At 54.8% G+C, this 13,931-nt stretch carries 5 protein-coding genes and 1 pseudogene; all 6 read left to right on the top strand.

The window, feature by feature from the left end; all coding sequences use genetic code 11:
• Positions 1-153: 153 nt before the first annotated feature.
• Positions 154-1,809 carry an SDR family oxidoreductase gene (locus OSO_RS0111725; protein WP_010583524.1) on the top strand — a complete coding sequence of 552 codons (1,656 nt, stop codon included), beginning with the start codon at positions 154-156 and terminating at the stop codon, positions 1,807-1,809.
• Positions 1,799-9,751: a type I polyketide synthase gene (locus OSO_RS0111720; RefSeq protein ID WP_083842847.1), complete on the top strand. Its 7,953-nt coding sequence runs from the start codon at positions 1,799-1,801 to the stop codon at positions 9,749-9,751. Before OSO_RS0111725 ends, OSO_RS0111720 begins: the two co-directional genes overlap by 11 nt.
• A 15-nt stretch (positions 9,752-9,766) precedes the next feature.
• A complete protein-coding gene (locus OSO_RS0111715) occupies positions 9,767-10,927 on the top strand; it encodes an aromatic ring-hydroxylating oxygenase subunit alpha (protein ID WP_010583522.1) in 1,161 nt (386 codons plus the stop codon).
• Positions 10,928-11,155: 228 nt separating this feature from the next.
• Positions 11,156-12,565: a hypothetical protein gene (locus OSO_RS0111705; protein ID WP_010583521.1), complete on the top strand. Its 1,410-nt coding sequence runs from the start codon at positions 11,156-11,158 to the stop codon at positions 12,563-12,565.
• 229 nt (positions 12,566-12,794) lie between these two features.
• Positions 12,795-13,466, top strand: a complete 672-nt coding sequence (locus OSO_RS0111700) for a hypothetical protein (RefSeq protein WP_010583520.1) — start codon at positions 12,795-12,797, stop codon at positions 13,464-13,466.
• A 138-nt stretch (positions 13,467-13,604) separates the two neighbouring features.
• A pseudogene (locus tag OSO_RS51325) lies at positions 13,605-13,931 on the top strand (polysaccharide biosynthesis/export family protein); the annotation flags it as partial.

Genomic DNA, 13,931 nt, shown 5'->3' with positions numbered 1-13,931 from the left:
TTGAGGGCGGGCCGAACGACTCAGATGTGCATAAAAACAACGAACTTTTTTGTTGTTTCGAATTCATCGCGAGTCTGTGACGTAAGATCAAGGTGCATTCTCTCGATGCATGAGTGAGACAAACGGCGAGTTGCTCGCTGGCGGAGATATACGTTGTCTGGTTGGCGACTGATTACCGGCTCTACAGGTTTCCTTGGCCGGTATTTGCTTCTCAATGCCTTGCAGCGGCGTGAAAACGTCGCCGTGCTTGTGCGCAACCGGCGTGGATTGAGCGCGGCGGATCGAGTGGATCAGATGATTTCTGACTGGGAGCGTCGGTCCGCGATCATTGTCCCGCGTCCGGTTGTTTTGCCCGGTGACCTGCTGGTTGACGGACTTGATCTGTCAAATGTCGACCGAAAGTGGTTTCAAGAGAACGTCAGTTCGGTCATTCACTCTGCCGCTAGTGTCTGTTTTCAAGAGACACCGCGTGGCGAGCCTATGAATTCCAATGTCCACGGCACGCGGCGGTTGCTTGAGCTTTGCCGTCACTCGTGTGTGGCAGATTTTCACTACGTCTCAACCGCGTATTCCTGCGGCCGCGTCGATCGATCAAATCCAATCTTGGAAAAAATGCATTCTGAGGATGGCCCGTTTGGGAATATCTACGAACAGTCCAAATGTCAGGCCGAACATCTCGTTCAGAATGCCGCGGGGTCATTCACGCGGACGTTGTTTCGGCCTTCGATTGTAATTGGCGAATCAGAATCCGGTTACACGTCGTCCTTCAATACCATCTACTCGCCGCTACGGCTGGCCTGGATGATTTACAAAGACTCGATTCAGTCTCCCCCCACGGAAGGTCAGTTGCTCGCTGGACTGGGGCTTAGTGGCGGCGAGTCGCGAAATATTGTCACGGTGGACTGGGTCTGCAACATGATCAGTGCACTCACGCGCGATCCCGCGTGTCACGGTCGGATCTACCACTTGACGAATCCCCGCTCAACCCCGGGGCGCGAAATTATTGCAGCGATCAGCAGAGCTCTTTCGGTGCGTCTTGATCACCCGAACGCGACATCTCCCTCAGGTGCGGGAGCTCCCACGGGGCTTGCGGAATTTCAAGCCCATATGGAATCCTATCGATCTTACTTTGCCCCAGACCCAATTTTCGACAACTCCAATTTCCGCGAACAGCGAGCCGCGATTGAGTGTCCTGTTGTCGACGAAGAAATGCTGACACGTACATTCCAGTATGCGGTGAACCGCGAGTTCAAGGTCGACTCTGGCTTGCCGTTGACGCCTGAGCAAACAGAACCCCGTCGGCAGCTCGATTGGCGAGTTCGCGATGATGCCTTGGTGCAACGTGCTGCCCAGGATTCGTTGCACCAAGGCATCATCGCGAACTCGAGCAATGGCAAGAATGTGGCGGAAACCGACGAAGTCAACGAGCGGTGTTCGTTGGCATCGGTCTTGCGTATCACGCTGGCGGGGCCGGGGGGCGGAGATTGGCAAGTCTCTTTCTTATCAGGCGAGTTCAAGGTTGCGTTTCCCTATAATGAGGGGGAAGGATCGATTCAGTTTTACAGCACCGCAGCGTCATTTCGCGTTTGGTTGAAGAGTGATTTCCCCATTGAGGACGGAATACGGTCTGGTGCGTTCGTTCTCATCGGTGGCTCGCGTCATCTTTCAGAGATCTCGCGGCTGATGAGCGATGTCCGGCGTGCGATTCTTGCCGCAGAAACGCAAGAACTGAAATCGAACGCCTCGGAGGCCGGATCTTCGAAATCGCCCCTAAACAACTTGCCTGTGGGAATGCTGCATGTTAACTGACGCTAGCCACCATCGGCGGTTCCCTTCCGAGCCGTTGGCAATCGTCGGCATGGCCTGTCGGCTGCCAGGCGCCGACGATCTGGACGAATTCTGGAGCCTGTTGACCGAAGGGAAGAGCGGAATCTTAGAGGTTCCGCCCCATCAGTTGGATCGCAGGCTGTTCGTTTCTTCCGAACGTGGTCGAAGGTCGAAGACCTACGCGACGATCTCAGGATTGGTTCCACCGCGTGCGGATGACCCTGTTTCTGACTTTCGCGCACATGACGCAACCAAATTGAAATGGGATCCGTGTCACGAGATTCTGTGTGGCGTTGTCGAGGCCGCAATCGAAGATGCTGGCTGGGATTCGAAAGATCTGGGCACGGTACGCACGGGAACATATGTCGGTCATTCCAGTGGTTCGGCCCTTGGTGGAGAAGTGATTTTAGGAAGCGTCATGCCGCAGGTGGCTGACACGCTTGCTCAGTTGCCGCTCTTTCAGCAATTGTCCGACGCCGAGCGAAACGAATTGCTTCGCAGTCTGGTGACGGGGATTCAGCACCAGCGCCCCGTACGAGGTGAAGACGGGCCACATCTTGATGCCAGTTACGCGGCACAGTACGTCGCCGAGAGCCTTCAGCTTGACGGTCCCCAGATGGTGATCGATGCGGCCTGTGCATCGTCTTTGATTGCGCTGGCGTTGGCGGGTGCGGCATTGGTTCAAGGAGAAATCGATCAGGCCGTCGTCTCGAGTGCGTCATACTACAAGACCGACAGCATGATCCTGTTTTCGCAGGCACAATCATGCAGCGCTACCGGTTCGCGTCCCTTTGACTCCGAAGCGGATGGTCTGGTCAATGCTGAGGGCTACGTTGCCATCATCCTCAAGACTCTGTCGCGCGCCTTGGCTGACGGAGATCAGATTCGTGGGGTCATCCGTGGAATCGGGCTGTCGTCGGATGGACGAGGTCGGAGCCTATGGGCACCTCGAAAAGAGGGCCAACTTGAGGCTGTGCGCCGCGCCTACTCAGACCAGATCGATCATCGCACAGTGCAGTACGTTGAAGCACATGCCACAAGCACTCAGGTTGGCGACGCCACCGAGCTGCAAGCACTGGCTGCTCATTTTCAGCTTGCTGCTGCGGACCAGAAAATACCATTGGGCAGTGTCAAATCGAATATTGGACATACTCTGGAATCTGCGGGTCTTGCGAGTCTGGTCAAATGCATCTTGAGCATGCAGGAAGGATTGATTCCACCCACCATCAACCTGCAATCGCTCAATCCCACGATTGATTGGGATGCGAATCCCTTTAGGCCCGTAACCGAACTGCTGAAATGGCCAGATCAGCCAGGTCAGCCGCGTCGTTCGGCGGTGAACGCCTTTGGGATCGGGGGCCTAAATGCACACGTGATTGTTGACGGACCATTCGATTCCACCTCGAAACGATCAACAACAACCCGGCCGCAGGGCGGTGGACCATTGGAACAAGTGCCTGCGCGAGCGCCGCGACGCTCGCTCGAATCCGCCGAGGCAGTCGCGATCGTTGGTCGTGGGGTGATCGTACCCGGCGCATTCGAGTTGGACTCATTTCGAAGGCTGCTGCGTTCAGGCGAATCCCAACTGATTCCACCGCCGACGCACCGCTGGAGGGAAAGTCCATTTGCGGATACTCGTCCGACAATTCATCAGGCGTTCCCGGGCGCAAAGGGTGGATACATATGTGGTTATGAATACGATTGGCGAAAGCATCGGATCCCACCACTGCAGATTGAATTGGCGAATCCCTTGCAGTTCATGCTGCTCGATGCCGCGCAGCAAGCGCTCGACGAGAGTGGATATGAGAATGGGGGCTTCGATCGCTCGCGCGCTGCGGTCATCGTGGGGACACTATTTGGAGGCGAATTCTCGCACCAATTGCAAATTGGGTTGCGCCTTCACGAAATCATTGACGAATTGTCTCGTGTTCTGAAGCGGAGTGGCTGGAACGCCAAACGCATCGAAGAAGCATGTCGCGTCGCGGAAGACGCGATCGTCAAGAACTGTTCCGCAATTCGAGATCAAACCGGAAGCTTTACGTGTAGCACACAAGCGTCTCGCATTGCGAAAACATTGAATGTCATGGGCGGCGCGATGGCAATCGACTGTGGAGACTGTTCGGGTCTCGCAGCACTTCAGTCCTCGCAGCAGCTTCTTGCATCACGGGTTGCGGACTTTGTGTTCTGTGCTGCGGCCCAGCGAGATCTCGACGCGCCTGCGTTCGAAGCGTGGAATTTCCGTAAGTTCGAATCGGTCCCCAAAAATGGACAGCGTCCTGCACCTGGAGAAGGTGTCGTGGTGCTGTTGCTCCGCCGCCTCAAAGATGCCAACGAGAACGGTGACAAAGTTTATGGGATCATTCGAGATGTTCGGGCGACAAAGTACCATGGTCCGTTGTCGCCGCACGTCGAGAGGCAAGTCCCTCAGGCTGCGTTTGCGACGTCATCACACACTGCGATGCGCTGCGCAGAGTCATCTTCGTTGACGCGGCAGTTCGGACACCTGCAAGGAGCCAGCGCGCTACTCGAAATTGTTGGTCTGACAATTGAGCTCGAACACGAGTCTCAAGGGCCCGTCGAATCCGTCGTTCGATCGATGACAGAAGTGTGCGAGTTCCAAGCCTTGTTTGAGAGTACCAACGCCGCCCAAGTCACGCCGAGGGATGCGGAAACATTACAGATGGCGAGCCGTGCTGAAGTGCAACGGTCCGCTCAAATGATCCCACCAATGGCGCTGGAATCTATCCGCTCTGAATCCTCGCAGGCGATGAGCTGCGACGGACTCCTCGAAACGCGAAAAGCCGACATATCTATGCAAACGATGCAACTGGACGTTGATGTCCGAATCGCCCGGTTCTGGGCGTACGACGAATTTGAACTTTGTCAAAAACTTGCGGCGTCGACATGGGCCCGGGATTCTGCATCGGTCGCATTTCCTGAAAAGGCGTCGTGTCGTTTGACCATTGTTTCATCGCCAGCGGACTGGGACCGCAAAGTTCAATTGGCGATTGATCACCTGGAGCAGAGGAAATCGGCGATCAGGGTTCAGGAACACGGGGTCTTCTATCGTGCATCGGCGCGGACTGATTCACCACGCTCAGTGGCCATGTTTCCCGGGCAAGGTTCTCAAAGTAAGGGAATGTTGTCAGACATGTTCAGTACGTCGCCTGGCGCAAAGCGGCGGTTGGAACAAGTTGACCAATCACTCCGTCGCCTGGGGCAACCCACTTGTTCGGGTTGCCTCACAGGTGAAGGTCCGCGTTTGGAAATGGATCTCCGTTCCACGCAATTGACGATGCTCGCAGCCGATGTCGCTGCGTATGCGACCGCGTTCGAGTGGGGAATGCGGCCTGACTTTTTGATCGGACACAGTTTTGGTGAATACGCCGCACTTGTAGCCGCCGACGCACTTGATATCGAATCTGCGATCGCCATTACGCTGACACGAGCCGAGGCTGTTGCAGGGTGCACGCATGGTGTTGGAGCCATGTTGTCGATCGCCGCGTCTCAGCGCGACGTTGCGGCGTTGATGCGAGGTCAATCTGATCTGTTCATTTCGCACGCGAACTCGCCGCGGCAAACTGTCGTTGCGGGGTCAATGCAGCGCGTGACAGAGTTTGCCGTCGTTGTCAAAGCGGCGGGGATCGCGGCACTGAGTGTTCCTGTCGGAAGTCCATTCCACACGCCGTTATTGCAGGCCGCGCAGCCCGAATTGAAGGCCGCACTCAAGCAGCACCGTTGGCGACCGCCCCAGATCCCGCTGCTCAGTAGCGTTACCGGCCGTTTCGTGGCTGATCGCGACGTGATCATCGAGAATCTGACCCGTCAATTGATTCAACCGATCGACTGGATCGAACTCGTCGAACGCCTGTATGCCGAAGAGGTTCGCGTTTTTGTCGAAGTGGGTCCCGGTCGTGTTCTTACAAAGCTGACGCAGCAGGTGTTGGGCGGTCGAGAAGTGTTCGTTGTTTCGATGGACGAACCGTCCCTTGCGCCTTATGAGCGTCAATTGAGAATTCAAGCCGCATTGGAAACGATGGGGGGACGATTCCGTTCCACTCCCGCCATTCAGACCCAACAACTTCACCCTGCATCCTTTGAACGTCCATTCCAGAGCCCCTCGATTGCCGTTGACGTGCCCGAGTCGACTTCCGCGAACCCTTCTAGCATTGAACTTGTCATCGAGACTGAGGTGGTCGAGGCCCAAGCGGAACTGACCGCATGTGATTCCGGGACCTGCGTCGACTCGATCGGCGAACAATCTCTTGCGGACTTTCTCGTCGACGTTGTGGTGGAGCAGACCGGATATCCGCGTGAGGTGATTGAACTCGATTGGGATCTGGAAGCCGATCTTGGAATCGACAGTATTCGCAAGGCGCAGATTCTTGGTGAACTGAACGAGTACTTTGATCTCGCGTCCGCGCGAGAGAAGTATAACTTCAATGATCTGCGTTCGATTCGCGACATCTTGAACATGTTGGGGCAGCTATCGGGAAAAGGTGTTTGGCAAAATGCCTCAAAAGCAGGCGCGAACTCTGACGTTTCTCTTAATGATCAGGCCGAGGAAGCGTTCGCGCCTGCAAATCAAGTGAGCGGAGAGGATTCGGCCGATTCGATAGATCAGAGTGATCCGCCCCGCGTATTCGATCGTCAGTTTGACGACTTCCTGATTGACTTCGTTGTGGAACGCACGGGGTATCCGCGCGATGTCATCGAGCTCGACGCAGACCTCGAATCTGATCTCGGAATCGACAGCATCGCGAAAGCGCAATTGATCGGTGAAATTCGTGATCATTTCCATCTCGCGATTTCAGAGGTGTCGACCCGGGCTGCGTTGTCAGAGATTCGCACGTTGCGACAGGTTCGTGAGACATTCGAAGCCGCGGCCGGTGACGATTTGTCCCAAGATCGATACGTCGAAACTCCCACATATGGCTCGTCAAACGGTCATAGCGCTCCCGGTAATGGATTCGCCCTTGAGGATAACCCGATTGCCAGCAACGGGATGTCTCATACCAATTCAAAGCGGGACTGCCACGAAGCAGTCGACCCGACGCCAAAAACAAATTCCATAATCGAATCGGACCGTAACGGAGCTGACCATCGCTCGGCGTTCGATCGGGGTCGCGATTGGGGAATGCGAAACAAAGTCGAACTGCAGAATCGGTTGTTTGAGTTCGCAGACCGATCGAGCACACTCGTCCAGGATCGACCTACCGGTACGGAACAGCTTGAGCTCGATCTGGCCGAGGACGCCCAGTTGCGAGGGATTGCCGACGGGGCAGATGTTCATCCCATAAATGTCTTCACGCTGCATCGAATCGCCAATTGGCCCACCTTGGATGATCTTCAGGACGATGGCCTGGAGCAATGTGAACCGTCAGTCACAGAAAACAGTCGTGTCCTGGATGTTATCGAATTGGATGGGACAGAATCGCGGGTCTCCTCATTGACGCAGCGATTCCGGTTGGAAATGTCGCCTGCCGAGACTCGAATCTGGTCCGGTCTCAAGCCGGCGTTTGCGGGCGGCGCGATTGTTATCGGTAACCATTCCGAATGTGCGGAACTTGTACGACGCTTGGAGTCGTTCCAGGTATCCGTTGCCTGGCTCCGAGAGCTTGGAACACGGGAACAGGCCGTTTCCGCGTTAGAGAAAATTTGGCAAGAAACGCCATCACCACATCTTTTCATCTTGAGTCCGCGGGACCGTCAGGCGGTACCGACTCTCGAAGAGTCCTCGTGGAAGAATCGCCGCGAAACAGGAATTACGTCACTCTATTGGTTCTGTCAAAAGTGGTTTGGTCTCGTCGAACAGGCCAAGTTACTGGACGATGCATGCCTATTCGGGGCAACCGCTCTTGGCGGCGATTTCGGAGTCTCGCAACAAATTACGTCTCCTGAAAGTGGCGCGATTACGGGATTGCTGAAATCCATCTTGATTGAATCTTGGGTCAATGGCGCACGCTCAATGCCGATCAAGATTCTCGACCTTCCCTTGAACGTCCCTGCCACAAATGTTGCGGATGCGATCTGCGTCGAACTGACGGTTCCAACATACGATGTTGAGATTGGTTGGAATGGCGATCAACGGTCGATTCTCCGATCGATTCCCGCGCGATTCGGTCAACGTTCCTCGCCTGGTCTTGTTCCGACAGGGAATTGGATCGTGACGGGCGGCGCCCGCGGAATTACTGCGTATTTGGTGAAAGAGCTAGCAACGCACTTTCCGAAAGTTCATTTCCATTTGGTCGGAACGGCTCCGTCACCGGCATTGACGGACGAGCAACGAGAGTTGGCGGTTTCAGATCCGGACCGGCTTCGCGCGGAATCGATGCGCAAATCGAAAAAGGCAAATCGATCTCCATTGAAGGCCTGGCAGGAACTTGAGAAAGAGATCGAGATCGATCGCACACTGCGTGAATTCCACGCCATGGGCATTCCCGCCACTTACCATTCCTGTGATGTGTCTGCGCGCTCGCAGCTTTCAGCAGTGCTGCAGAAGATTCGACAGGACGCAGGTGAAATTCGCGGCGTCATCCATGGAGCAGGTATCGGAAAAGATGCCAGCTTTCCTCGGAAAGAAACACGAATGGTGGAGCGGTGCCTGGCCGCCAAGCTGGATGGTGCTTTGAACCTGATGGCTCTGACGCAGGATGACCCCTTGCAGGGATTCATGGCGTTCGGCTCGATCAGTGGCCGGTTCGGCGCGAATGGACACACCGACTATTCGTTGGCCAACGACATGCTTGCAAAGCTTGTTGGATGGCATCGCCAATTGCGCCCGAACGTTCCTTCCGCTGTCTTCCACTGGCATGCGTGGGACGATATTGGAATGGCAACGAAACCAGAAACGCGTCTGGCTCTGGAGATGATTGGTCTGAAGCTGATGCCGGCCCATGAAGGGGCCGAACATTTCATCCGCGAGATTGCTGCAGGTCTGCCACTCGCCGAAGTGCTGATCACCGATGATCGTTACTACCGAATGTTCTACCCCGCGGATCGAATGCTGGCGTTGCCTGCAACCGGTTCCCTGAATCCTGACTGCGCAGATGATTGGCCGCTCGTGCGGAAGTCTGCGACGCAAACCAGTTCGAGTGTTGTCAGCGAAGCGACGCTTCATCCGGTGGCCGATCCATTCCTGAGCGAGCATCGCTTGCGAGACCGACCACTTCTGCCAATGGTGATCATGGCGGAGCTTCTCGCAGAAGGCGCGTCACAGGCAAACGATCGTCGTCAGTTGACGGGGATGCGAGATCTCGAGATTGCCTCCAGTATCAAGTTCCCGACGGATTCTCCTTGCAGCGTGCAAATCCTTGCGACCGTTGGCGGTGCTGATTCCGTCGCAGAGTTACGGGCTGACTTTCATTCACGAAGTGGAAAACTCGTGAGCGCCAGCCGATTGCACGCGAAAGCCATCGTTGAATTTGATTCTGAGCATCGGAAATCTGCGAACGTTGCACTGGATCGGTCCGACTTCAAAGACCTTGACTGGAAGCAGGCTCAGTATCCGGCGGCGGGGGCTGATTTTTATGTGGGTGGCCCGCTACGCTGTCTCCGCAAGCTGGCAATTGATCATGATCGGAAATGTGTCTGGGGCCGAATTGATGCCCCGTCACTCGGCGAACTCGCAGGGGTTCAACGCGACGTTGTCAATTGGCTGACGCCGAGCGCGGTGCTGGATGCGGCACTCTTCGCCACGGGCGTGCTCACTTGGAGCTGCATCAAACCCGGAGTGTGCCTCCCGCGAAAGATGAAGCACATTGAGTTCGTGCGTGTGGCCCGGCCCGCAGAATCCTGCCTGGTCAGGACGCAATTCGTCGAGGCACAAGACGACCATGCAATCTTTGATATCGTGATCTGGGGAAGCAATGAGGAACCATTGCTGATCATCGACAAGTACGTCGCTGCATGGCTACCCTCGTAATTTTCAGGTGGGGTCATGTTTCACGCGACGGAACGTCTTCCGCACATCCTGCCACCGCAGGCGTATTGGTCCGACGCGCAGTTTCATGACGAAATTGGCCGTCTCTTTTCACGTAGTTGGCACTTCGTTGGCGTGCAGAGCCAATTGTCGACCCCGGGGGACTTCATTACCACGGACGTGTGCGGACAACCGATTCAGGTTCGCAATTTTGACGGAGTACTTCACGTCGTTTCCAACGTGTGTGCGCATCGGCATTGCTTGTTGTCCGGGCTCAAATCTGGAAACTCGCCGCGATTGCGCTGCCAGTATCACGGTTGGGAATACGATGCTTCGGGGGCGTCCCAACGCATCCCTTTGGCGCAGCACTTTGCACCTCTCGACCGCAACTCGGTGCGTCTGCCTATTTATCGAGTCGAATCGGTTGGCCAATTGATTTACGTGAACTTAGACGCCAATGCGCCCAATCTGAGCACGTTTCTAGGCGAACGTTACGAGACCATCCGCAACGCATTTAACGACGGTTGGAAAGTCATGGTTTCTCGCTCTTTTGAGCAGCAGGTGAATTGGAAGATCCCGATCGAGAATTCGCTCGAGGCGTATCATGTCCCTGCGATACATCCAGAGACGTTTCGAGTTGATCCAGGCGAAGACCGCTCAAAACACCATTTCGTCGATCGCGGCAGTTGGTTTGAAACGGAATTGCCCTTCGCGCCGCATTCGAAGGCGGATGCATTGTTTCAACGAGTCGAGGGGGCACTCGTCAAGCTGTTCCTGGGCAGCCAACCGACACGTCGTTATCAGCAACATCTGGTTTTTCCGAACAATTTGTTCTCATTCACGGATATGGTTAGCCTGCTGCATGTCGTGCGGCCGCGAGGGCCGCGAGCTTGTACCTCGGTCGTCTATCAGTTCGGTCGTACGGGGAGTTCATACTTGTCCCGAAAAGTTTGTCAGCTTTGGGGTTCGATGGCTGCCCAAATCACGTTGTCGATCTTGAAGGAGGATTTTCAACTGTTTCCGGACATTCAGCGTGGTCTCGACGCATCTCAGCAGAAGGGAATGCTTGGCCGTTGCGAAGAGAGAATCCATCAGTTCCAGCATTGGCTGCAGAATCAACTGGAACAGACGGATTCCACGGGACAAATTGCGACCAGCGGTTGCCCTCACCTGGGTTAGAGCTGTTATTGTCACGACATGACTTGCGATCGACATTCGGACTGCACGATTGTCATCGCACTCGTGAATCTTCCGACCTGAATTGACACGTCGAAGAACTTGTTGCGAGCTGATGAGGGAAACTCGCAAACCTGTCGCGACAGAATGGCTGTGCCACTCGCAGGCCGAATCACAATTGAGCGACTGATTTACCACTGCGCCCGAATTCCGAAACGGATGCCTTGATTGATGAGCCAACTCATTACACCAACACTTCGATTTGGAAACGGTCCTCCTCCAGATCTGTACCCATTGCCTTTGACCGTCTTCGAGAAGCTGATGCTCGAAGACGACCTGGCCGATTATCCTCGGGTCTTTACAGTCATTGTTGATTTCGAAGGCGCTCTGGATCGAAATGCATTTGAAATTGCGGCGTTGGAAACGGTCCGTCGTAATCCCCTGCTCAATTCCCTCGTCAAGAAGATCAACTCAGTGTGGTGTTGGGTTCCAGGAGAATTTTCGCCTGAACAGATTTCGTGGAATCCAACGAATCGAGATTTTGAACACACTCGGATCGATCTTCGGAAGCAGGTCGGCTTTCGCATCACGGGCGTGACAGACGGAGTCAAATCGCAGATTCGGCTGACGTTTCATCATGCTGCTAGCGATGGTCAGGGTGCACGCAGGGTGATCATTGATTGGTGCACTATCTATTCATTGCAGATGGGCGGAGATCCAGCACATGTTGCGATGGACGACTTGAATTACGAGAAGCTACGTCAACGCGGAGTTTTCGCCCGTGATCGAGCACTTGAAGTGGCTACCCTGCCAACCACATCGAATTCATTCTGGCAACGTCTCAAAGCGCTCTATGAGTTTTTTGCGCACCAACCTGTTCCACTGCGCCCGAAGGTGAGAATTCCTGCCGCCACCCGTGCTGCAGCGCCTCATGTGACGTCAATTCGTTTTGATCGTAGCGACGTTGATCGATTCCGTAGTCGCCTGCGAGGTACTGACATCGGTATGAATGATGTCGCGATTGCGCTGTTGTTGAATTCCATCGCGCGATGGAATCGAGCCCACGGGGAAACGGGGAATGATCGCCTATACAGAATACTTGTTCCCGTCGATCTGCGAGAAGCGGGTGACGATCTTCTGCCCGCCACGAATCGGATGAGCTTTGTTTTCTTGACGCGTCCGACATCACTTTGTCTGGACTTCCCGCGATTGTTGACCACGATTCGCGCGGAGATGGACTACATCGAGGTCCACGGTTCTAAGTACAACTTGATTCGTACACTCCCGATGCTTCAGTCGATTCCTTGGGCCGTTCAGTTGGGGGTCCGATCGCCACTTTGTTTTTCGACGGCCGTGTTGACGAATCTCGGCAACACGCTTCGCAATCTCCGACATCGACACCCTCATGTTGACGGTCGTCCGTTGGTCGGAAATCTGCACTATCTCCACTCCAGCGGAGTGCCGCCGCTGCGCCCGAAAATGCGAGTTGGCGTCGGAATTGTGCTGTCTGCGGACGAAGTCGTGTTGCAGTGCCAAATGGATCCGCGTTCATTCTCGGTGGAATGCACTGACGCATTTCTGACGCACTATTCGGAAAGTTGGCGGAATTGGGCGGCTGGATCAGGCGACTTTCAGTCCTAACTCGACATTTCTGATTGGGTAAATTTGCCGACCTCAATTTCGCTGATGAATTTGAATGCTGTCTTGCGTTCACTTGTCTGGTTGTAGCGGTGGTACGTCGCGATCCGTCTTTTATGTTGATGCCTCCATTTCTTTGACGATCCCCTGACTACGGAATTGTTCGTACGCGACGCGAACAGTGTAGGTTTCCGTACAAGGGAATGCCAATTTTGCATGGAGGCGGAAAAACATGTCTTTGGGACAGTGTTTTCGGATATTGCTGATTTTCAGCTCGGTCGGATGTGTCGCGTTTCAAGACTGCGAATACCGTGTTGCGCAGAAGATGCGTGCCAGTCGCGCATGGTGGTATTCGTGCGACGAGCGATGCTCGTCGAATCCCTGGTCACACTATTCGTTTGGCTGGAAACAGGGTTACACCGATGTGTTGATGGGGGGGGATGGCACATGTCCTCCTGTTCCACCACATCACTATTGGTCTCACAAATTCCAATCGGAAAATGGTGAAATCGCAATCGGAAATTGGTTTGAGGGATATCATCACGGCGCGGCTGCGGCACTTTCTTCCTGTCGTGGCCAATTTCATCCAGTGCCTCTTTCTGACAATTTCCGGCAATTCTCGGGTGGATGCCTGCCTTCCGACCAAGCACCGTACGCGGTCGGCCGCACGGCAATTGGTACGAGAGAATTGCCTCGTCATTCAACGTCCGATAGCGACGATGGCGATGAGACGATGGAATCAAGTTCACCCGAAGACAATCGAGCGCCTGCCCCACAGCAACCGGTGGGGACTGAGCCGCCAGCGTCCTCGAAGTCGTCGAATGGAAACAACGACTCTGCGCAGGCCGTCTCGTGGCTCAATACCAAGTCCTCTCTGACTTTGCGTCAGCCACTCTTTCGCTGAATCTGACCTGCTGCTCGTTAGAGGATGCCATTCCATGCGCCCCTTTAACCGCCCGTATCAATTACGAAAAGGACATTCGAACCCAAATTAAGTCAGACGGATCTGCTCACATCCAAACGACTGAAGGATCGGTCAATTATGAAATCGCTTGCGTTTGGAATTTTGTCATTGGCGGTCGCTTTGCTGAATGCAGGGTGCGCCACAAGCAAGTGCATCATGCACGTTTATGACGCGGTTCCGGCGTACCGGCTGCCATGTGAATTCCACAAATGCAGTCGAGAGGGAACGATCCCGATCGACTTAAGCCTGCTGAGTCAGCAGCGTCCGAAAGAGGGCCATCGCCTCGGAAAGGGCGATTTGATCGGGGTTTATGTTGCGGGTGTGTTGCCGCCCAAGATCGACGACCAACCGTTGCTGTATCAGCAACTTTCGATGACGCCAACGTACTACCCGCCTTATGGTCGA

It is taken from the genome of Schlesneria paludicola DSM 18645 (assembly GCF_000255655.1).
Classification (GTDB): Bacteria; Planctomycetota; Planctomycetia; order Planctomycetales; family Planctomycetaceae; genus Schlesneria; species Schlesneria paludicola.
Note: the sequence above shows the minus strand (reverse complement) of the source record. Positions and strands in the feature narration are given on the sequence as shown.